This window comes from Ruegeria sp. BG10 (genome assembly GCF_056538575.1).
Window position 1 is genome coordinate 2128306 of the sequence record NZ_JBQFTI010000001.1, and the last position, 22370, is coordinate 2150675.

The following is a 22370-nucleotide window of genomic DNA, read 5'->3' on the forward strand; positions in this document are numbered from 1 at the left end:
TTCAGCCCGGCGGAAACAGAACCAATGTCTGCAAGGCTGTTGCGACCGGACCTTCGGTATCGAATAGTACCGATTGCGACATCCCGATCCCCGAAGGCTGCCAGTGACAGACCGAATCCGAGGCCAGCCACGAAGAAACCGGTTCCCGATGGACCTGCACAGTCAGATCGGTATTCATGAACCCCATCTCGGTGGTCGGGGCGTTCCATGAAATTCCGTTGCCGCAATCGGCCAGCGGGCAAAGCGCCTGAATCGGCGACTGCGCCTCACCCTCAAGCAGCGTCGGTGTGCGCATCCATACCGTTTTGGGACCAGGACCCTGATTGCCGCCTTTCGGGTAAAGCACCTCGGAATGATCCGCAAAGCCCGGCAGGTTGTGACGTGTCTCACCAATTGGGAACGGGCCGGTCACGGTATCCTCGAACCGCGGCGACCCGAGCGAGACGGTTGGAACAGCGCCAAGATCCCGGCGCGCCAGATGCATTGTTGTGGCGACGGCGCACAGCGTGTCGTCCAGATCATGCACGGTGACCCGTGTGGTGGCCAGCGTTTTGGTATGGCGCGTCGTCTCGGCCGCAACACGCAGGCCGGCCAACGGCAGCGGGCGCAACAGGTCAACCGTCAGCCGGGTCAGCATCTTGTCCGGCCCGACCTCGGTTTCCGCGGCCCGAACGATCAGCCCGCTGACCGGTCCCGCGTGGCAATGGTCGGCCGACCATGGCCCCCGCGCAGGGTCGTTGCCGACAAACGCGCCATCCGGGCGCAGGTGGAAATAGGCCATCTGGCCAAGATCGTCGGTCATGTTTGGATCAGACCTGTTCCTGCGTGTGTTTCTTCAGCTCTGCCCGTGCGACCTGACGGCGGTGTACCGCATCCGGGCCATCCGCCAACCGCAGAGTACGGACATGCGTCCACGCGGCAGCCAGCGGTGTATCCTGACTGATCCCCTGCCCGCCATACATCTGAACGGCCTCGTCGATCACCTTCAGCGCAACCCGGGGCGCGATAACCTTGATTTGGCTGATCCACGGGGCTGCCGCCCGCGCATCGCCCTGATCCATGTACCAGGCAGCCTTGAGGCACAGCAGGCGGGCCATCTCGATCTCCATCCGGCATTCGGCAATGATGTCGTAATTGGCCCCAAGCTGCGCCAGCTTCTTGCCGAAGGCCTCGCGCTGCATCGCGCGCTTGCACATCCGCTCCAGCGCGACCTCGGCCTGCCCGATGGCGCGCATGCAGTGATGGATGCGGCCCGGCCCAAGACGGCCCTGCGCGATCTCGAACCCACGCCCTTCGCCCAGCAGGATGTTTTCGGCCGGCACCCGCACATCTGTAAACCGGATATGCATATGCCCGTGCGGCGCGTCGTCGTGGCCATAAACCTCCATCGGGCGCAGAATCTCGATCCCCGGCGTATCAGCAGGCACAACGATCATCGACTGACGCTTGTGCCTTGGCTGTTCTTCGCCAGCGGTTTTCACCATCACGATATAGACCTTGCAGCGCGGATCACCGGCGCCGGACGCCCACCATTTCTCGCCGTTCAGAACATAGCTGTCGCCGTCGCGGATGCAGGAGAGCGAAACATTCGTGGCATCCGACGACGCGACATCCGGTTCGGTCATCAGATAGGCCGAGCGGATTTCGCCGTTCAACAGGGGCTTCAGCCACTTTTCCTGCATCTTCGGGGTGCCGTAACGCTCGAACACTTCCATGTTGCCGGTATCCGGAGCAGAGCAGTTGAACACCTCGGCCCCAAGCGGCGTCTTTCCCATTTCCTCGGCGAAATAGGCGTATTCGACCGTGGTCAGGCCCAGACCCCGCTCGCTGTCGGTCAGCCAGAAATTCCACAGACCTGCGGCCTTGGCCCTGGCCTTCAGCCCTTCCAGGATTTCCGCCTGCCGCGCGGTGTATTGCCAGCGGTCGCCCTTTTGCACCTCGGCCTGGTATTCGTCTTCCAGCGGCATGATTTCGTCGCGGATCATATCGACCACACGTTTCAGCGTTTCGCGGTTTTCATCGCGCAGGCCGAATGACATGTTCATGGATTTTCCTCCTCAGACCCGGCGACCGGGCTTTACCTTTGGCATGAGAATGACTTAGCTGCCATCACGATGTCCAGTTGGGTGACGGAACGTCAATACAATCAAAATGAAATAGCGGGGAGCGCGTGAATATGGCGTTGTTGATTGAAACCGGGCTGTCCGACTGGATCAGTGACGACGACATTGCCCGCGACGTTCGGCGGCTTTACCCCGGCGCAGATGTCCGGACCCCGGAAACGATGGGCGATCCGGCCGAAATCACGATGGTCGCTGTGGTCGGTCTGCGCGACGATCACCCAAAGCGCCTGCCGAACCTGCAACTGGTGCAAAAGCTGGGTGCCGGGGTCGAAACGATTGTCAGCAACCCCAACCTGCCCGCGCATGTGCGCGTGACGCGGCTGAAACCGGACGCCCCGGCGCAGGGAATCGCCGAATGGTTTGTCGCCTATATCCTGCGCCATCAGAGGCATATGGCCTTTCACGAGGCTGCCCAAAAGCGTGCGGAATGGCGGCCCAAAGCGCCGGGGTTTTCGCCGGATACTGTCGTCGGCGTGCTGGGTCTGGGCCATATCGGTGCACGCAGCGCCGGGATGCTGCGCGCGGTCGGGTTTCAGGTGATGGGCTGGAGCCGGTCGCCCAAGCAGATCGAAGGCGTTACCTGTATGCACGGCGATGCGGCGTTGCCGGAAATGCTGGGCCAGTGCGACCATGTCTGCGCGATCCTGCCATCGACCCCTCAGACAACCGGGTTGTTCGATACGGGGATGCTGTCGGCGATGAAACCCGGCAGTCAGTTGCTGAACGCCGGTCGCGGTGACCTGATTGACGAGGGCGCCTTGATCAATGCGCTGAACAGCGGCGTGCCGGGGCAAGCGGTTCTGGATGTCACATCGAGGGAACCGCTGCCGTCAGACAGCCCCCTTTGGACTCATCCGGGTGTCACGATCACACCGCACGTGTCCGGGTGGCATCTGGGCGAGGCTCTGGCAGATGTGGGCGAGAATTTCCGGCGGCTGAAAGCCGGATCGAGTCTGCTGCATGAGGTGGACCGCGTTCGCGGCTATTGACGCCCGATCAGGGTGTCAGGATCCAGTTGCCGCTGGCATCACGGCATCTGCGCGTTCTGACTTCACGCGTCTGATCTGATCCTTCGGGCTGAATGAAGTGTTGCAGATGCACGCAATTGTCACGCACATCGCGCACCCGGATCGCACCCTTCGATCCGCTTTCTTCGTTTTCCCACGTCCGTTCCTGTCCTGCCTGCGGCGTACCGCCGGCCAGCATCGCATCGGCGGTCGCGTTCACCACTTTGAAATCGTCCGGGCTCAGCCCCATCTCTGCGATGATTCGGGAAATCGGCTTGGCCGGAACGGCTGTCGCTGTGCCCAGAATGGCCACAGCAGTAATTGCGGAAGAAATCCAGGCTTTCATGGTCGCCTCGCCTTGCTGAAATAGATTTGCATTCAAGACTATACTGGCCGCGAACGGTGGCCAAGCCCTGTCAGGCGACCTTCAAATTATCCCGAACAAACCTATTGCAACTCGGGCGCTAGGACCGGTGGATCAATCCCCGCATAGTGCCCAAAAGATCAATCAGAGGCTTTGTATGGCACACCCGACCTATTACGCGCCCACTGGCGGACATCCCGGTCAGGACCACCTTTTGACCGACCGTGCAATGTTCACCGATGCCTATGCGGTGATCCCAAAAGGGACGATGCGCGACATCGTCACCAGCTATCTGCCGTTCTGGGAGGGCACCCGCCTTTGGGTGCTGTCCCGGCCGCTCAGCGGATTTGCCGAGACCTTTTCCCAGTACATCATGGAAGTTCAGCCCGGCGGCGGCAGCGACCGCCCCGAAACCGACGCGCAGGCGCAGGGCGTGCTGTTTGTGGTCGAAGGCACGGTAACGCTGACGCTGGGCGGAAACGCACACGTTCTGGACACCGGCGGATATGCCTATGTCCCGCCCGGGTCCGACTGGACCCTGCACAACCGCGGTGACACGACGGCTCGGTTCCATTGGGTCCGCAAGGCGTATGAGGCTGTTTCCGGCCTGCCCGCCCCCGATCCGATCATCACCAACGAAACCGACGTTGAACCCATCGAGATGCCGGGAACCCAGGGCCGCTGGTCCACGACCCGGTTCGCCGACCCGCAGGACTTGCGTCACGACATGCATGTCAACATCGTCAATTTCGAACCCGGCGGTGTTATCCCATTTGCCGAAACTCATGTGATGGAACACGGGCTTTACGTGTTGGAGGGCAAGGCAGTCTACCGGCTCAATCAGGATTGGGTCGAAGTTGAGGCCGGCGATTACATGTGGCTGCGCGCGTTCTGCCCGCAAGCCTGCTATGCCGGCGGGCCGGGGCGGTTCCGCTATCTGCTTTATAAGGATGTGAACAGGCACATGCCCCTGACATTGGCTAAACGCTGACGAGGATTCAGCTTTTTCCGGTGCAGGGGTTCACAGAAGCGCCTGAATCTGGTGAAATAACACCTGTTTTTAGCACTGGAGATTGTTCAATGGTACGGCGCGGATCACTACTGGCACTGGCAGCGATAATTGGCCTGACGGCGTTTGAGGCAACGCCTGTTGTCGCCAGGGAAGAAACCAAATCGGTGTTCGTCATGAGCCGCACATGGGCTGTCACGCAGGTTTCGGACGCCCCGGTCGTGTATCGCGCCACCCGTGACAACAACAACCTGAACCCCTTTGGCCCGCCGCCCCGGCTGCGCACCATTCAGGCCATCGCGGCCATTCAGGCAGCAACTGGGTGCAGGCCCATCGTCGCCAGCATGTATCAGAATATCTCGGGTCAGTTCTTCTCGCAGGTCAGCTGCAACTGACGCGGGGTCGAAACGGGCATTGAGGTCGGCGCATCCCGCTGCCATAGCTAACGCATGAAACTTGCGATCAACGGATTCGGCCGTATCGGCCGCACGATCCTGCGGCAGATTCTGGCCTTGCCGCAGGGTTCGGATATCGAGCTGGTGCTGATCAACGACATCGCACCGCTTGAAACCTGCGCCTATCTTTTCAAATTCGACAGCACATTCGGCCCCTATCCCGGAACGGTCGATGCGGGTGAAAACACGATCGCAATCAACGGCCATCCGATCCCCATGACGCACAGCGCAGACCTGACGCGGGTGGATCTGTCCGGCGTCGATGTTCTGATGGATTGCACCGGGGTTGCGCGCACATCGGACGTGGCCAGTCAGGGCCTGACTGCCGGGGCGGGTAAAGTGCTGATCTCGGGCCCCTCGCCGGCAACCGAAGTCACCATCGTGCTGGGTGCCAACGAAGATCAGCTCGGCAATGCGCGGATCGTGTCGAACGCCTCCTGCACGACCAACGGGCTTGCGCCTCTGGTCAAGGTGCTGGACCGGATAGGCGGCATCGCTTCGGCCCATATGACAACCATTCATTGCTACACCAACAGCCAGCCCATGATTGACGCGCCGCGCGGTGATCTGGCCCGGTCGCGGGCCGGGGCGCTGTCCATGGTGCCAACCACCACCAGCGCCACGCATCTGATCGACGAGGTTATGCCCCACCTGGCGGGCCGGATCTCGGGCGCGGCTGTCCGTGTGCCAACGGCCAGTGTCTCGGCCGTGGATCTGGTTGTATCGCTGGAGCGTGGCATGTCCGCTGAAAGGTTTGACGCGGAACTGCGTTCTGCCGTCCAACTATCCGGCGTGCTGGGGTGGACGGATCACCCATTGGTCTCGTCGGATCTGCGCACACGTCCGGAATCCCTGGTGATCGCAGGCCCCGAGACACGCATGGTTGGCGAACATCAGGTCCGCGTCTTTGGCTGGTACGACAATGAATGGGGCTTTTCCGCGCGCATGCTGGATGTTGCACGCCTTATGGCCAACGGTTGAGCGGACCGCAGCAAACTGCGATCCGCATCCTTGGTCTTTATTCGCCCGGCAGGCTGCCGGACCCGTGCCCGGACATGCCGCCCGAAACTTCCTCGGTCGCTTCACCCGCCAGTTCATGGGGCAGGATCAGGTTCAGCACGATGGCGATCAGGGCCGCAGGCAGCAGGCCGCTTTTCATCAGAATGCCCAGAGTATCCGGCAGGTGCTGTACCGCATCAGGTTCCAGTTGCAGGCCAAATCCGATCGACAGCGAGATTGCAAACACCACCATGTTGCGCCGGTTCCAGTCGACATCGGACAGCATCGACACACCCGCCGCGACCACCATGCCGAACATGACGATCACGCCACCGCCCAGAACCTCAATCGGGACGGTGCGGATGATCGCGCCGACCTTGGGCACCAGCCCGCACAGGATCAGGAACAATGCGCCGATGGTGACGACGTTGCGGCTCATAACGCCGGTCATCGCGATCAGGCCGACATTCTGGCTGAACGACGTGTTCGGAAGCCCACCGAAAATCCCGGCCAGCGCCGAGCCAAAGCCGTCCGCATAGGTCGCGCCGGAAATCTCTTTGTCAGTGGCTTCGCGCCCGGCGCCGCCCTTGGTGACACCAGAGACATCGCCGACGGTTTCAACGGCCGACACAAACGCCATGAGGCAGAAGCCGATGATCGCCGCGAACGAGAACTCGAACCCGTATTTGAAGGGAACGGGAAGCGCGAAGGCCGAAGCCCGGCTCCAGCTTGTGCCGATGGCCTCGAATGTGATCATGCCGACCATCAGGGCATAGACATAGCCGACGGCCAGACCGATCAGCACCGCAGAGACCGAGAGCATTCCGCGGGTAAAGAATTTCAGGCCAAGCGTGACGACGATGACCACCAGTGCGGCCGACCAGTTCAGCGCGGACCCGTATTCCGGCGTGCCGATTGCCGGTACTCCGCCCGCGGCGTACTGAATGCCGACCTTGACCAGCGCCAGACCGATCATCGTGACCACAAGGCCCGTGACCAGCGGTGGCAGGGCAAACCGGATTTTGCCGATTACGGTGCCCAGCAGCGCGTGAAACACCCCGCCGAGGATCACGCCGCCGAACAGCGCCGCCAGACCGTCGACGCCCTTGCCCGCAACAAGCGGGATCATGATCGGCAGAAACGCAAAGCTGGTCCCCTGCACAATCGGCAGCGCCGCGCCAACCGGGCCGACCGTCACGGTCTGCAACAGGGTCGCCACGCCCGCGAACAGCATCGACATCTGGATCAGATACAGCAATTCCGGAAAATCGGGCGAGTTCGATCCGAACCCAAAACCCGCCGCGCCAGCAACAATGATCGCCGGCGTCACGTTCGAGACAAACATCGCCAGGACGTGTTGAATGCCCAGCGGAACCGCCTTGTGCAGGGGCGGAGTAAAATTCGGGTCCCGAAGCTGTTCTGGGGTCCCTATGGAAGTGTCAGCCATGAGTTACTGTCCTCTCTGTCAGATTCACGGGGGTCTTGCCGCTTATCCCGCGGCTTCTACGGTCACGACACCACCTGGTAGGGCGTGTCGAACCAGTATTCTTCAAGATTGGCGCCGTCTCCGATCCGGTCGACGACGGCAAACAGGCCCGGACCGTGCAGAGGTGTCAGAACCCCATGCCAGGTTCCGCGGTGATAATTCACCGCCTGGCCGGGCGCGGTAACAAATGCCACCGGCTCGCCCGGCTGCCCGCTGATATCAGGGGCGACGATGACCAGAAAAGGCTGGTGCGTCATCGGAATGAAGGCCTGGCTGCCCGCGGGGTGGCGCTCGACCATCTCCAGCTCGTAGGGCAATGCGCGCGGGTTCGCGTTGAACAGGCTGATCCCGGCGCGTCCGTCCGAGAAATCCAGCTGCGCACGGTCGTGAAAGCGACCGCACTGGCCCTGATTGATGATCCTGTCCGGATCGCCGACACCCTCAATCACGTCGCCAAACGGTGCAAACGCCTGCGCGGTCAGGGGGGAAGTCACGATGCGGCGGGTCATGACGGCAACAGATCCCGCAGGCGGAATTCGGCAATGCGTTCGACCTGACGACAGGCTTCGGCAAATTCCGTCTCGCGGTCCTGCTCTATCCGCCGCTGAAAGGCCTGCAGAATCGAGGCCTTGTCGTGGTCGCGCACCGCGATGATGAACGGAAACCCGAATTTCTCGGTATAGCGCCGGTTCAGTTCGGTGAAGGCCGCGCGCTCGTCATCCGTCAGCGCGTCCAGCCCGGCCGAGGCCTGTTCGGATGTGCTTTCCTGCGTCAGCCGTTTCGCCTGCGCCAGCTTTCCCGCCAAGTCCGGGTGCGCCGTCAGCACGCCCAGCCGTTCCGCTTGCGAGGCCGAGCGGAACATGCGCGTCAGTGCGTTGTGCAAACCGCCGGCTGTGTCATGTGCCGGACCCAGTTCCAGATCGTAAGCCCGTTCTGCAATCCATGCGGAATGCTCAAAGATGCTGCCATAGGTCGAGACGAACGCGTCACGCTCCATTCGGGAAGGCTGCGGATGCCGGGCCGGCGGATGCTGGTCCGCCCAGTGTTGCGCAATTTGCAGACGGGTAGCGAACCACACATCCGAGAAACCGCTCGCGTAATCCAGAAACCGCTTCAGCGCCATCACGCGACCCGGCCGCCCGATCAGGCGGCAATGAAGACCGATCGACAACATCTTGGGCGCACCTGCCTCGCCTTCTGCATAAAGCGCGTCGAAACTGTCTTTGAGGTAGGAATAGAACTGATCGCCGGAGTTGAACCCCTGCGGCGTGGCAAATCGCATGTCGTTGCAATCCAGCGTATAGGGCACGATCAGCTGATCCCGGCCTGCGGTGTTCGTCCAATAGGGCAAATCATCCGCATAAGTGTCGGCCACGTAGGCGAAACCGCCCTCCTCCGCGACCAGCCGCACGGTGTTTTCGGAACAGCGCCCGGTATACCACCCGCGCGGGCGCTCGCCCACAACCTCGCTGTGCAGGCGGATGGCCTCGGCGATCTGTGCGCGCTCTTCGCCTTCGGGCATGTCCTTGTGTTCGACCCATTTTAGCCCGTGGCTTGCGATCTCCCAGCCTGCGTCCTTCATCGCCGCAACCTGATCGGGGGACCGGGCCAGCGCGGTTGCCACACCGTAGACGGTAATCGGCAGGTCCTGCATCAACCGATGCAATCGCCAGAACCCGGCGCGCGATCCGTATTCATAGATCGACTCCATGTTCCAATGGCGCTGGCCGGGCCACTGCGCCGCGCCGACGATCTCGGACAGGAACGCCTCGGACGCGGCATCGCCATGCAGCACGCAATTCTCGCCGCCCTCTTCGTAGTTCAGCACGATTTGAACGGCCAGTTTCGCGCCACCGGGCCATTTGGCATCCGGCGGATTGGCTCCGTATCCGATCATGTCGCGGGGGTATCGAGGGGGCTGCATGCTGTCTTCCGTCTTGATCTGGTGCGTATACCTATGCTTTAGCGCAGAAACGGGGGCAGGATTATCAAACTAATCCGAACGCTGTTTCCGGTTCTTTCGGCATTTCCACCGTTCTGAACTTTGCGCCAGACTGGGGCAAACCAAAAACAAATCAAAGGAGAAACCCGTGGCCGGCTATCTGACGACCCATGTATTGGACACAGCCCGCGGCTGCCCGGCCGAAGGGCTGAAGATCGTTTTGTACCGGATCAGCGGGGAAGATCGCCACAAGCTGGCCGAGACGCAGACCAATTCTGACGGTCGCACCAACAGCCCGATTTTGCCGCAGGATGCCTTTGAAACTGGCACATATGAGCTGATTTTCTTTGCCGGAGATTACCTGCGCGCCACCGGTCAGTCCGACAAAGAGCCGCTGTTTCTGGATCAGGTGCCGATCCGGTTCGGCATGTCCGATGCTGCAGCGCATTACCACGTGCCGCTTTTGTTGTCGCCATTCGGGTATTCAACCTATCGCGGCAGCTAGGTCTGGTTCTGGGATGTGCGCACCACATCCCCAATCCTTGCAATCATGAAATCCATGAACAGGCGCGCCTTGGGGTCCTGATGACGGCGGTGCGTGTAAAGGCAGGCCATCTGAACCGAAACCGGAGGGGTGTCGATTGCGACAGCCACAAGCCGCCCGGCCTTGAGGTGTTCTGCAACCTCGAACGCGGGCTTCATCGCAATCCCCTGCCCGGACAGGGCCCAATCCGTCAGGACATCGCCATCGTCACATTCGAAACGCCCCGAAACGGCATATCGTTTGGGACCTTCAGGCGTTTCCAATAGCCACTGAAACTCGGTGGCCCCCGGAAAGCGCAGGTTCAGGCATTCGTGCTTGTCGGCGATCAGGTCAGCGCCGTTCTGCGGCATGCCCCGGCGTTTTACGTATTCCGGTGCCGCACACAGCACACGCTGGCAATCGGCGATCTTGCGGATGCGCAGGGTGCTGTCCTCGGGCTGACCAATGAAGAACGCCAGATCCAGCCCCTCGGTCGTCAGGTCGACCGACCTGTCCGTCAGGCGCAGACGCACATCAATCTCGGGGTATTCCGCCAGAAAATCAGGTACATGCGGCGCCAGCAACCGGCGACCGACGCCCAGAGGCGCGGCCACGAACAGCGACCCGCGGGGGGCTTCGGTCAGATGGACGACCTGCGCCTCGGCCTCGTCCACCGCGTCCAGAACCGCAACCGCGCCGGGGTAGAAAGCCCGCCCCTGCTCGGTCGGGCTGAGGTTGCGGGTGGTACGCTGAAACAGGCGGACGCCCAAATGATCCTCAAGCTGAGAAATCCGCGCCGAGGTTACCGCAGGCGAAATCCGCAAATCACGCCCGGCGGCGGACATGCTGCCCAGATCGTAAACCCTGACAAAGGTGCGGATATTGTCGAGATAGGACATCTTATCGTTTTTTTTGATACAGTTTGACAATATACGGGAATACCGAAGAAAAGCGCGTTTGCCTAGTGTGGCCGCAACCAATCGGAGAGACCTTTCATGTACGACTTCGCCGTGTTCTGGGACTGGATGGCCTTTGCCGTGCGCTGGCTGCACGTTATCACCGCCATCGCCTGGATCGGATCATCGTTTTATTTCATCGCGCTTGACCTTGGCCTGAACCGCGACATCCCCGGCCCTGCGGATGGCGAGGAATGGCAGGTGCATGGCGGCGGCTTTTACCACATCCAGAAATATCTGGTGGCGCCCGAGCGGATGCCGGACCATCTGACCTGGTTCAAATGGGAAAGCTACGCGACCTGGCTCAGCGGGGCCGCGCTGTTGATGATCGTCTACTGGGTGGGTGGCGAGTTGTACCTGATTGACGCGCAGAAGGCCGATCTGGCGCTGTGGCAAGGGATTCTGATCTCGGCTGCGTCGCTGACGGTGGGCTGGCTGATCTATGACTTCCTGTGCAAATCCGGACTGGGTGAACGTCCCACCCTGCTGATGGTGCTGCTGTTTGTTCTGCTTGTGGTGATGGGCTGGGGGTACAACCAGATCTTCACCGGCCGTGCGATGATGCTGCATCTGGGTGCGTTTACCGCCACCATCATGACGGCGAACGTATTCTTCATCATCATGCCGAACCAGCGCATCGTGGTGGACGACCTGAAAAACGGCCGCACCCCCGACCCCAAATACGGCAAGATCGCCAAGCTGCGTTCGACCCATAACAACTACCTGACGCTGCCGGTGGTGTTTCTGATGCTGTCGAACCACTACCCGCTGGCCTTTGCGACCGAATACAACTGGATTATCGCCGCGCTGGTGTTCCTGATGGGCGTCACGATCCGCCATTATTTCAACACCCGTCACGCCCGTGCTGGTGACCCGACCTGGACCTGGCTTGTCACGGCGCTGCTGTTCATCGCGATCATGTGGCTGTCCACCTCGCCCATGTACAAACCGCTGGAAGAGGCCGAAGCCCAGCCCCTTACGCCGTACGAGCAGAAATTCGCGTCCGCCGACGGGTTTGAAGAGGCGCATGACATCGTGCTGGGGCGTTGTTCGATGTGTCATGCCCGCGAACCGGTGTGGGAAGGTATCCTTTGGGCACCCAAAGGCGTTCTGCTGGAAACCGAAGGCGACATAGCCCGCAATGCCTCGCAAATCTACCTGCAGGCCGGCGTCAGCCACGCGATGCCCCCGGCCAATGTCACCTATATGGAACCGGAAGACCGCGACGCCATCATCCGGTGGTTCCGCAACGCCGGATCCTGACCCCGATTCCGGGCCCATTCGGGCGGCGAAATCATCGAACCCATCAAAAAATCTTTCCCTGCGCCGGAACTGATGCTCTAGTGAGTGTAATCAGCCGTTGTCACACAAAAGGCGGCGAAATTGATTTCGACTTGAGGCAGTTGGAGCCATTCGATGCAGAGGAACTGGCCGCGCGCTATTGTGAGATACTGCCTGATTGGCGTGATCGCATCCGCTCTGCCAAACCCTCTGGCCGCGCTGGAAACCACCCTGACCGCGCCGGGCGCGCCGAAAGCGCTTATCAAACGGCTGGAAGAAACTTCATCTGTCGCAACCGCCGAGTCCCGCGGATTGGACACGCCGCTGGAGATTCTGTCAGCCGCTTTGTCGGATTACCGCACGATCGTTCAGATCCTCTATGACGAAGGGTATTTCAGCCCGGTTGTCAGCATCAAACTGGACGGCCGCGAGGCGGCGGACCTGAATTCGCTCAATATTCCGGCGCAGATCAACCGGGCTGTCATCACCGTCAACACCGGACCGACCTTCACGTTCGGTACAGCCATCGTTCAGCCCGTGGCGCCAGACACCGTGTTGCCGGAAGAATTCGCGCCCGGAAAGCTGGCGACCACCGGGGCCATTCAACAGGCCGCCTCGGCCGGGGTTCAGGGCTGGCGCGACACAGGCCATGCCAAAGCCGAAGTCGAGGATCAGGAAGTCATCGCCCGTCATGCGCAGAAACAGCTAGACGCGCGGATCGACCTGGCCCCCGGCCCCCGGTTGACCTTTGGCAAAATGATCATCTCGGGCGACACCGACGTACGTCACAGGTCGATTGAAAAGATCGCAGGCTTCCCTTCGGGCGAGGTCTATTCGCCGGAAAAAATACAGAAGGTCGGAACCAGACTGCGGCGCACCGGAACGTTCAACGTCGTCTCGATCGAAGAGCGTGATACCCCCAACCCGGACGGGACGCTGGATTTCGACGCTTATTTCGAGGACCTGCCCAAGCGCCGCCTGACCTTCGGGTTCGAGGTCGCCTCGCGCGCCGGTATCGACCTGACCGCCACCTGGACCCACCGCAACGTCTTTCGCCGTGCCGAGCGGCTGCGGTTCGAGGCCGCGTTGCGGAATATCGGCGGGTCCGAGGATCTGGACGGGCGGATCGGGCTGCGTCTGGATCAGCCCGACAGGCTGGGTCCAGATGACAACACATTCTGGAGCGCCCTGCTGGAACGTCGCAATACAGACAATTACAACGTCGCGGTTGCGTCGCTGGCGTATGGCGCGCGCCGCACCTTCTCGGACCGGCTGTACGCCGAAGCTTCAGCCGGGTTCCAGTGGTCGGACGCGGATGACGCCTATGGCAGCAGGCGCAAGTTCCGGTATTTCATTGTTCCGTTCCGGTCGGAATGGGACGAACGCGACAGCAAGGTCAGTGCCACGCGCGGGTATTACCTGGATTCTCAGGTTATGCCCTTTTTCGGCCTGTCCGAAACGGATACCGGCATTCGGCTGTTTTTCGACGGGCGCGCTTATACCAGTCTGAACACTGGGGGCCGGCTGGTGCTGGCGGGCCGGGTGCAGCTGGGATCAGTTATCGGCCCGCCCCCGGACGACGTGACCCCAGACTTTCTGTTTTTCTCGGGCGGGGCCGGAACTGTCCGCGGGCAGCCCTTCGAAAGCCTCGGCATACCGGTCAACGGCGGCGTGGCCGGGGGCAAGTCGTTTCTTGGCCTGTCCGGGGAAATCCGCGGCAAAGTCACGGACACGATTTCGCTGGTAGGGTTTTACGACTATGGTGTCGTGGACACCTCGTCCTTCATCGGCAGTGGAGCCGAATACCACTCTGGCGCGGGTCTCGGGGTCAGGTATGATCTGGGCGGCTTCGGTCCCCTTCGCCTTGATCTGGCCGTACCGGTGCAAGGCGACACCGGCAACGGCCTTCAGTTCTATATCGGGATCGGACAGGCATTTTGATACGGCGTTACGCATATCCTGCCCTGACGGCGGCGCTTATCCTGACCGCGCCACCTTTGGCCGCGCAGGAGGACAGCGGCGGCAGCATGCTTGAACGGTTTCTGCAGGACACGCTGTCAGGCGACAACCAGAACGTGACGGTCAAGGGGCTGCAAGGGGCGCTGAGTGCGCGTGCGACAATCGAGGAAGTCACCGTTTCCGACGATGAAGGCGTCTGGCTGACCATCAAGGATGCCGAGCTGGACTGGAACCGGCTGGCGCTGATCCGTGGGCGGTTCTCGGTCAATGCGCTGACAGCACGCGAGATCGACATCGCCCGCGCGCCCGGGACCACAACAAAAGACACGCCAACGCCATCTGCCGAAACCCAGCCGTTTCAGTTGCCAGAGTTGCCGGTATCCATAGAAATCGGTGAAATCAGGGTGGATGAGCTGTCGCTGGCCAGGCCCTTGATCGGTGTCGCGGCCGATCTGTCCGTCACCGGGAATCTGTCGCTGGCCGACGGGACGCTGGACACCAATCTGGACATAACCCGGCTGGATCGCGCCGGTGATGAAATCACGCTTGCCGCCGGGTTTCAGAATTCCAGCCGCCAGATCAATCTGGACTTGCGGGTGAACGAGGCGTCTGGCGGGCTGATCTCAACCGCGCTGAAGATCCCCGACAGCCCCCCGATCGGCCTGTCAGCCAAGGGTACAGGGCCGTTGACCGACTTCACGGCCGATATTGCTCTGAGCAGCGACAAGCAGCCACGGGTGACAGGGCAGGTCGAACTGCGCGCGGCCGAGACCGGCGCCGCAGACGGGATTGCCTTTACCGCTGACCTTGGCGGCGACCTCACACCATTTCTGGCCGACGACCTTGACCCGTTTTTCGGAGCCAAGACGCGCCTCTTTGTGGATGGTCAAACCCAACCGCAGGGCGCGCTTGACGTATCGGATCTGGAACTGTCCACGCAGGCGCTGGACCTCAATGGTGAGCTTCGCTTGGCCACCGGCGGAACCCTGCAACTGGCGGCCCTGCAAGGCAGAATAACCCCGCCAGACGGAAACAGCGTCGTGCTGCCGGTCGCGGGCGGAGATACCTCCATCGAAGCCGCGCAGATATCGGCGCTGTTTGACAGGCAAAACGGCGACCTATGGGATCTAAGCCTGACCGCGGACGCCTTCCAGTCGCCCCGGGCGCGGCTGGACAGCGCCCGGATCACGGCGCAGGGCACATTGGAACAAGGTGACACCGTCAATGTTCAGGGTGATCTTCAGGCCGCTGTCGACGGGCTGGATCTGAGCGACCCGGCACTGAACAGGGCGGTGGGCGCGCGCATTACGCTGGACGGCCTCTTTGACTACGGCAGTGACCAGTCGCTGAACCTGTCAGGGTTCGAGGTGGTCGGGACGGACTACACGCTCGCTCTGGACGCGCTCATTGACGGGGTGAACAGCGGCTTGTCCGTCGACGGATCGGCTACGCTTGAAGCGTCTGACCTGGCCCGCTTTTCCGATCTTGCGGGGTTGGATCTGGGTGGGCAGGCCACTGCCCGGGTCGATGGCACAGGATCGCCGCTGGAAGGCAGTTTTGACGGCAAGCTGATCGTTGAGGGCAGCGACCTGTCGACCGGGCGTGACGATATCGACCCGGTGATCAAAGGTGAAACCACGATCACGCTGGACGCCGCTCGCGGCGCAGACGGTATCACCATCCGAGAATTTGACCTGAACAGCCAAGCGGCGCAGATACAGGCCAGCGGCGCGGTCACAACGCCCGATGGCAACCTGACCCTTGACGGTCAGGCCAGCGTGAACGCGCCGGACCTGACCGTGTTTTCCGGCCTGGCCAGGCGGGATCTTGGCGGATCGCTGCAGGCGGAGATGAACGGCACCGGTACGGTTCAGACGCTGGAATTCGACGGCACGGCCAGTGCGACCGGGCAGGATATCAGGACAGGAATGTCTGAAATCGACCCGTTACTGAAAGGCCGCACGACGATCACATGGGACGGTGCCAGAACGGCTGACCGGATCGAGATACGGAACGCTACCGTGAATGGCAGCGCCCTGACTGCGCAGGTCGCGGCGACAATAGACGACCCGACCGGCGCGTTGTCTGCAGATGGGCAGGCCCGCATGAACGCGCCCGATCTGTCCCTGTTTTCTGCGCTGGCCGGGCGCGACCTTGGCGGGTCGGTCGAGGCGGATGTGCAGGGCAACGGAAATCTCGCCAGCCGGTTCTTCGACATTCAGGGCGATCTGAATGCCAGTGACATTCAAACCGGCATCAACCTTGTCGATAAGCTGGTTCAGGGCAAAACCACGCTTGTGGTGGATGCCGAGAACGGCGATCAGGGTCTGAACGTGCGGACTTTCCGCCTGAACGGCACCGCGCTGAGTGCCAATGCGTCCGGCAAGGTCGATGGTGAAAACGGGCGATTGAATTACTCGGTCGAGCTTGACGATCTGTCCCGGATCGCCAGTACACTTTCGGGACCATTGACACTGGATGGCAGTGTGGCCCCGACGGCGTCCGGGCTGGAAGGCACCGCAAACCTGCGCGGGCCGGACAGTTCCTATGCCAGCCTGACCGGAGAAGTGGACCGCGACGGTGCCGCGGACTTCGACTTCGACGCGAAGCTGAACAGAATTGAACGTTTCGCCCCTGATTTCCCCGGAACAATCGCGGCGACAGGAACCGCGAAACGCGACAACGGCGTCTGGACCATAGACAGCGCGGCCCAGGGACCGGCCCAGATCAGCAGCGATATCTCCGGCACGTTCGACGAAAGCAGCGCCGAGGCTGACCTGCGGGCGCAGGGCGGGGTCAATATCGGCATCGCCAATATCTTTATCTCGCCCAATCAGATCAACGGAACCGCGCGATACGATCTGCGTCTGAAGGGCAAGCCTGCCCTGAGTTCGCTCAGCGGTTCGATCACGACCTCAGGAACGTCGCTGGCCATCCCGGAGGCGGGTCAGACCATCACCGGTATCAACGGGACGGTTGATCTGGCGCAAAGCCGGGCCACGATCTCACTGAACGGGGGCACACGTGCCGGCGGCAACTTTACCGTTGCCGGGCCGGTGGACCTGACCCCGCCGTTTAACGCCCAGATCGTCACCACGCTCAACAGCCTGGTGCTGACGGATCAGCTTTTGTACGAGACGATCCTGAGCGGCCAGATCACCATGGCCGGGGCGCTCGCCGGCAACAGTTCGGTTTCCGGGCAGATCACATTTGAAGAGACCAATATCAACCTGGCTGCCGCTGCAGGCGCCGTGGGTGCCGCTCCGATCCCGGATATCGTGCATATCGGCGAAAGCTCGGCAGTGTATGTCACACGGCAGCGCGCCCGACTAGTGGCCGAAGACGATGCATCCAAAAGCGAATCCCGGATCGCGCTGGACGTCAGCCTGCTGGCCCCGAAGGCAGTCTTTGTGCGCGGCCGGGGCGTGAATGCGGAACTTGGGGGGCGATTGACCATCGGCGGCACGACAACATCGGTTGTGCCCTCGGGTCAGATAGAATTGATCCGGGGAACCTTTGACATTCTGGGGCGCAGGCTGGCCCTGACCAAGGGGCTTGTGACATTGCAGGGCGATTTGACGCCGTATATCGAGTTTGAATCCTCGACCAGCACATCGGACGGGTCCGCGACCATTGAAATCGCCGGCCCGCTGGATGCGCCCGAGGTCGATGTATTCTCGGACCCCGAGCGCCCCGCCGAAGAGGCGTTGGCCATGCTGCTGTTCGGCAACCGTTTTTCGGAACTGTCGCCGTTTGTGATCGCACAGATGGCGGCCTCGCTGGCGCAACTCAGCGGTGCGGGCGGTGATACGACCAAGGGTCTACGGGATACCACCGGCGTCGATTCGGTCGATATCGGCGCCTCGGAAGGCGGCGGCGGACGTCTGGGGGCCGGCGCCTATCTGAGCGATAATCTGTACACCGATTTCACCGTGAATACGGAAGGCGATACCGAGGTGAACCTTAACCTCGACGTCACCGACAACTTCACGGTGCGCGGTACTGTCGACGGGCGCGGCGAAACCGGTGTCGGTGTATTTTTCGAGCGCGACTACTGAAGGCACGCTCAGGTCCGCCGTATGCCTATCGGTTGCCCCACCTGAGGTTCTGATTTCAGTGCCGCGTGGTCCCGGGCCATCTGTTGCAGACGCGCGGTCGCCCAATCCGGATAGGGCACCGACCGCCCTGTTTCATGGCTGACATTCATGAACAGTGCCTCTTGCGTGGCGCAGAGGGCATTACCGTCTTCGGCCAACATCTGTGCAAAATAGTGGCCGCGCTTCTGATCGGCATCCAGCATGCGAAATCGGAAATAGAACCGCGCGTCCTGCTGTACTTCGTGTAGGAAATTCATGTGCGATTGCAGGATGTACGGCCCCTGCCCCAGGGCACTGACCTGGACTTCGCCCAGGCCAAGATGGTCAACCATCAGCTTTTCCAGCGCCATGTCAAACGCAACGCCGTAAAACCCCACATTCATGTGGCCGTTATAGTCGATCCATTCGGGCAATACCGAAAACCCGCGAATTTCGACCGGAGCGTCATAAGGGCCGTCATGTCCGCTCAAAGGTCTACTCATCCGCTTCGCCCCCTTCGGTGTCAAAGATCGCGACGGCCCGGACAAAACCCGCCGAGGCCCCTTTGATCTTGAACGGAAAGCAAGAGATTTCGAACCCCGTCGGCGGCAGGTCTTCGAGGTTGGTCAGCTTTTCCATATGGCAATATCCGATGTCGATCGAGGCGCGGTGGCCTTCCCATATGATCGAAGGGTCCTGCGTTTCGGCGTATTCCTGCGCTGTCAGCGCAAAGGGCGCATCCCAGCTCCAGGCATCCGTTCCGGTCACGCGCACGCCGCGTTCCGTCAGGAACAACGTGGCCTCGCGCCCCATGCCGCAGCCTTTCATCAGGTAGTCAGCCTGCCCGTACCGCGTGCCGGCAGAGGTGTTCACGACAACGATGTCCAGCGGCTGCAGGTTGTGACCAATGCGTTTCAGTTCCGCCTCAACGTCGGCGGCGGTTGCGACATACCCATCGTCGAAGTGACGGAAATCCAGTTTCACGCCGGGGTTCATGCACCATTCCAGCGGTACTTCGTCGATGGTAATCGCCCGCTCGCCGTTGTTCATCGTTGAATGGTGGTGGTAGGGCGCGTCCAGATGGGTGCCGTTATGCGTGGCGATCTGCAGGCGTTCGACGGCCCATCCCTCGCCGCCCGGAAGGTCGTCTTTCTTCAGTCCCGGAAAGAACGACATGATCTGTTCCGCGGTCTGGTCATGGGTCAGATATTCGACCTGCGGCAACATGATCGGCGGGTCGGAAACGATCCCGGTTTCCAGGGGAACGGATAAATCGACGAACCGACGGGCCATGTGCACCTCCTCGATCAATGGCGGTGACAGGGTTGGCCGCGAGTAACCCGCTGTCAAGGCAAGAAAAAGGCGACCCGATGGGCCGCCTTTCCAGGTTGATGATCCGTTTTTCTATTCCGCCGCGATGGCGTCTTCGGTCTTCTCGACGCGAATGGCCGAGAATTTGAACTCGGGGATCTTGCCATAGGGGTCGATGGCCGAGTTGGTCAGGATGTTGGCCGCCGCTTCGACATAGGCAAACGGGATGAACACCATATCCTCGGCAATGGCCCGATCAGCGCGTACCATGATCTCGATCGAGCCGCGACGGGTGGTCAGGCGGATCATCTCGCCCGGCTCTATGCCCATCAGTTTGAGCGTGCGCGGATTCATCGAACAATTAGCCTCGGGCTCAACCGCATCCAGCACCTTGGCGCGACGGGTCATCGACCCTGTGTGCCAATGCTCCAGCTGGCGGCCGGTGGTGGCGATCATCGGATATTCCTCATCCGGGGCCTCATCCGGCGGGATGACGCTGGCCGGGGTGAATTTCGCCTTGCCGCCCGCGCGCGGGAAGCCATCACCGAATACGATGGACTGCCCCGGATCGGTCTCGGACAGCGACGGGTAGGTGATCGTCTCGGTCTCCAGACGCTCCCACGTGATGTTGTCGAGCGACTCCATGGTCAGTTTCATCTCATTGAAGACCTGGCTTACGTCGGTGTAATCCCAGTTCAACCCGATCCGCTGCGCCAGTTCGACGGTGATCTTCCAATCCTCGCGCGCTTCACCCGGAGGCGATACTGCGGGACGCACCCGCTGTACCTGACGGTTGGTGTTCGACACCGTGCCGTTCTTTTCATAGAGCGCCGAAGCCGGCAGGATGATGTCGGCATAATTCGCCGTTTCGGTCAGGAAGATGTCCTGAACGATCATCAGATCCAGCTTGGCCAGCGCGTCCCGCGCGTGGTTTACGTCGGGGTCGGACATGGCCGGGTTTTCGCCCAGAATGTACATACCCTTGATATTGCTGGCATAGATTTGGTCGATGATCTCGGTCACGGTCAGGCCCTTCTCGTTCGAGAAATCGTCCGAGCCCCAAACCTCGGTAAACTGGGCCCGGATGTTGTCATCGGTGACCGTCTTGTAGTCGGGCAGGAACATCGGGATCAGACCGGCGTCCGAGGCCCCCTGCACGTTGTTCTGGCCCCGCAGCGGGTGCAGACCCGCGCCGGGTTTACCGACGTTTCCGGTCATCAAGGCCAACGAGATCAGGCAGCGCGAATTATCGGTGCCGTGGATATGCTGGCTGACGCCCATACCCCAGAAGATCAGACCGGCCTTGGCCTGCGCAAAGGTGCGGGCCACACGGCGCAGCTGATCGGGTTCGATGCCACAGATCGGGGCCATCGCTTCGGGCGTAAACTGGCGCAGATGCTCTTTCTCGGCCTCCCAGTTCTCGGTCCAGCGGTGGATGTATTGGCTGTCATACAGTTCCTCTTCGACGATCACATTCATGATCGCGTTGAGCATCGAGACATCCGCCCCCGGACGGAATTGCAGCATTTCATCAGCGAACTTGCGCATGCCGACGCCGCGCGGGTCCATCACGATCAGCTTGCCGCCACGCTTGGTGAACTGCTTGAAATAAGTCGCCGCAACCGGGTGGTTTTCAATCGGGTTCGCCCCGATGATGATCGCCACATCCGCGTTCTCGATCTCGTTGAAGGTCGCGGTCACGGCGCCCGAGCCCACGTTCTCGATCAGCGCCGCAACAGACGACGCATGGCACAAACGGGTGCAGTGGTCGACATTGTTGTGCTTGAACCCCTGACGGATGAACTTTTGGAACAGATAGGCTTCTTCGTTGGTGCATTTGGCCGAGCCAAAGCCCGCGACGCTGCGCGGATCTTCGTCGCGCAAGGTCATCAGCCTGGTGGCCGCCAAGTCCATCGCCTCTTCCCAGGTCGCTTCGCGGAAATGGGTCGAGAGGTTGCCCGGATCAACGTTCAGCCCCTTCTCAGGCGCATCCTCGCGCCGGATCAGCGGTTTGGTCAGACGGTGCGGGTGGTGGATGTAATCGAACCCAAACCGGCCTTTGACACACAGGCGACCTTCGTTGGCGGGGCCGTTGATGCCCTCGACATATTTGACCTTGCCGTCCTTGACCTTCAGCGAGACTTTACAGCCCACGCCGCAGAACGGGCAGACGCTTTCGGTCTCGGAATCATAGTCCTTGCTGTCACCCTGTTGCTTGTCGTCCAAAACGGTTGCAGGCATCAGTGCCCCGGTTGGGCAGGACTGAACGCATTCACCGCAGGCCACACAGGTCGACGCCCCCATCGGGTCGTTCTGGTCGAACACCACCTGCGCGGTGTGGCCACGACCGGCCATGCCGATCACATCGTTGACCTGCACGTCGCGGCAGGCGCGAACGCAGAGGTTGCAGTTGATGCAGGCGTCCAGATTGACGCGCATCGCAACGTGACTGTCATCCAGCAGCGGGATTTTCTGGGCCTCTTTCGCCGGGAAACGGCTGTCGCTGACATCGTTCAGCTTGGCCATGTCCCAGAAGTGGCTGGACACGTCATGCGGCTGCTCGGGCTGGTCGGCCACCAGCAATTCCATCACCATCGCGCGCGACTTCTCGGCGCGGTCGGTGTCGGTCTTGACCACCATCCCATCCGCCGCCGGGCGGATGCACGAGGCTACCAGCGTGCGCTCCCCTTCCACCTCGACCATACAGGCCCGGCAGTTGCCGTCGGGTGTATAGCCGGGCGCGGGCTTGTGGCACAGATGCGGGATCACCAGTCCACGGCCATTGGCCGCGTCCCAGATCGTGGTGCCCTCGGGCACGGTGACGTCATCGCCGTTCAGGTTGAAGGTGACGGTCTTGTTTGGGCTTGCATCAAGCATGG

Annotated in this window: 18 protein-coding genes; 8 read left to right on the plus strand and 10 right to left on the minus strand. The window is 61.4% G+C overall.

The window, feature by feature from the left end:
• Position 1: 1 nt before the first annotated feature.
• Together ACR0D8_RS10565 and ACR0D8_RS10570 are read right to left on the minus strand one after the other, a co-directional pair.
• Positions 2-802 (minus strand): thioesterase family protein, encoded by an 801-nt coding sequence (locus ACR0D8_RS10565; protein WP_480646158.1) that lies wholly within the window; start codon positions 800-802, stop codon positions 2-4.
• A 7-nt stretch (positions 803-809) separates the two neighbouring features.
• On the minus strand, positions 810-2045 hold the full coding sequence (locus ACR0D8_RS10570) for an acyl-CoA dehydrogenase family protein (RefSeq protein ID WP_480646160.1): 1236 nt from the start codon (positions 2043-2045) through the stop codon (positions 810-812).
• A 131-nt stretch (positions 2046-2176) separates the two neighbouring features.
• Between ACR0D8_RS10570 and ACR0D8_RS10575 the strand changes: the two genes are divergently transcribed.
• Complete coding sequence (locus tag ACR0D8_RS10575) at positions 2177-3112, plus strand: 2-hydroxyacid dehydrogenase (protein WP_480646161.1); 936 nt, start codon at positions 2177-2179, stop codon at positions 3110-3112.
• A gap of 7 nt (positions 3113-3119) precedes the next feature.
• Here the strand turns inward: ACR0D8_RS10575 and ACR0D8_RS10580 are convergent, their stop codons facing one another.
• Complete coding sequence (locus ACR0D8_RS10580; RefSeq protein WP_480646163.1) at positions 3120-3476, minus strand: hypothetical protein; 357 nt, start codon at positions 3474-3476, stop codon at positions 3120-3122.
• Between the two features lie 175 nt (positions 3477-3651).
• Here ACR0D8_RS10580 and ACR0D8_RS10585 point away from each other — a divergent pair, with 175 nt between their 5' ends.
• The 3 genes from ACR0D8_RS10585 (at position 3652) to ACR0D8_RS10595 (ending at position 5939) form a co-directional block, all read left to right on the plus strand.
• The gene (locus ACR0D8_RS10585; protein ID WP_480646165.1) at positions 3652-4485 is read left to right on the plus strand and encodes a bifunctional allantoicase/(S)-ureidoglycine aminohydrolase; all 834 of its coding nucleotides are present in this window, start codon (positions 3652-3654) and stop codon (positions 4483-4485) included.
• Positions 4486-4574: 89 nt separating this feature from the next.
• On the plus strand, positions 4575-4898 hold the full coding sequence (locus ACR0D8_RS10590; protein WP_480646167.1) for a hypothetical protein: 324 nt from the start codon (positions 4575-4577) through the stop codon (positions 4896-4898).
• 54 nt (positions 4899-4952) lie between these two features.
• Positions 4953-5939 (plus strand): type I glyceraldehyde-3-phosphate dehydrogenase, encoded by a 987-nt coding sequence (locus ACR0D8_RS10595; RefSeq protein ID WP_480646168.1) that lies wholly within the window; start codon positions 4953-4955, stop codon positions 5937-5939.
• Between the two features lie 37 nt (positions 5940-5976).
• Here ACR0D8_RS10595 and ACR0D8_RS10600 read toward each other — a convergent pair whose 3' ends face one another.
• The 3 genes from ACR0D8_RS10600 to puuE form a co-directional block, all read right to left on the minus strand.
• Positions 5977-7404: a nucleobase:cation symporter-2 family protein gene (locus ACR0D8_RS10600; protein ID WP_475162665.1), complete on the minus strand. Its 1428-nt coding sequence runs from the start codon at positions 7402-7404 to the stop codon at positions 5977-5979.
• A 62-nt stretch (positions 7405-7466) separates the two neighbouring features.
• A complete protein-coding gene (locus tag ACR0D8_RS10605; RefSeq protein ID WP_480646170.1) occupies positions 7467-7952 on the minus strand; it encodes an ureidoglycolate lyase in 486 nt (161 codons plus the stop codon).
• A complete protein-coding gene (gene puuE, locus ACR0D8_RS10610) occupies positions 7949-9367 on the minus strand; it encodes an allantoinase PuuE (RefSeq protein WP_480646172.1) in 1419 nt (472 codons plus the stop codon). The genes ACR0D8_RS10605 and puuE overlap by 4 nt, the downstream gene beginning before the upstream one ends.
• 166 nt (positions 9368-9533) lie before the next feature.
• Here puuE and uraH point away from each other — a divergent pair, with 166 nt between their 5' ends.
• A complete protein-coding gene (gene uraH, locus ACR0D8_RS10615) occupies positions 9534-9890 on the plus strand; it encodes a hydroxyisourate hydrolase (protein ID WP_480646173.1) in 357 nt (118 codons plus the stop codon).
• On the opposite strand, the gene ACR0D8_RS10620 is transcribed toward uraH, so the two are convergent.
• Positions 9887-10807, minus strand: coding sequence for a LysR family transcriptional regulator (locus ACR0D8_RS10620; protein ID WP_480646175.1), 921 nt, complete (start codon positions 10805-10807; stop codon positions 9887-9889). The genes uraH and ACR0D8_RS10620 overlap by 4 nt on opposite strands.
• A 96-nt stretch (positions 10808-10903) precedes the next feature.
• On the opposite strand from ACR0D8_RS10620, the gene ACR0D8_RS10625 reads away from it, so the two are divergent.
• The 3 genes from ACR0D8_RS10625 to ACR0D8_RS10635 all read left to right on the plus strand — a co-directional run bounded on the left by ACR0D8_RS10625 (position 10904) and on the right by ACR0D8_RS10635 (position 18162).
• Entirely contained in the window at positions 10904-12127 is a 1224-nt protein-coding gene (locus ACR0D8_RS10625) for a urate hydroxylase PuuD (protein ID WP_480646177.1), read from the plus strand.
• A gap of 153 nt (positions 12128-12280) precedes the next feature.
• Positions 12281-14086: an autotransporter assembly complex protein TamA gene (locus tag ACR0D8_RS10630; RefSeq protein ID WP_475162681.1), complete on the plus strand. Its 1806-nt coding sequence runs from the start codon at positions 12281-12283 to the stop codon at positions 14084-14086.
• Entirely contained in the window at positions 14083-18162 is a 4080-nt protein-coding gene (locus ACR0D8_RS10635) for a translocation/assembly module TamB domain-containing protein (protein WP_480646179.1), read from the plus strand. Before ACR0D8_RS10630 ends, ACR0D8_RS10635 begins: the two co-directional genes overlap by 4 nt.
• Before the next feature lie 8 nt (positions 18163-18170).
• On the opposite strand, the gene ACR0D8_RS10640 is transcribed toward ACR0D8_RS10635, so the two are convergent.
• From ACR0D8_RS10640 to fdhF, 3 genes are all read right to left on the minus strand, one after another.
• Positions 18171-18683, minus strand: a complete 513-nt coding sequence (locus tag ACR0D8_RS10640; RefSeq protein ID WP_480646181.1) for a thioesterase family protein — start codon at positions 18681-18683, stop codon at positions 18171-18173.
• Complete coding sequence (locus ACR0D8_RS10645) at positions 18676-19473, minus strand: cyclase family protein (RefSeq protein ID WP_480646183.1); 798 nt, start codon at positions 19471-19473, stop codon at positions 18676-18678. Before ACR0D8_RS10645 ends, ACR0D8_RS10640 begins: the two co-directional genes overlap by 8 nt.
• Positions 19474-19584: 111 nt before the next feature.
• Positions 19585-22368: a formate dehydrogenase subunit alpha gene (fdhF, locus tag ACR0D8_RS10650; protein WP_480646185.1), complete on the minus strand. Its 2784-nt coding sequence runs from the start codon at positions 22366-22368 to the stop codon at positions 19585-19587.
• Positions 22369-22370: the final 2 nt, after the last annotated feature.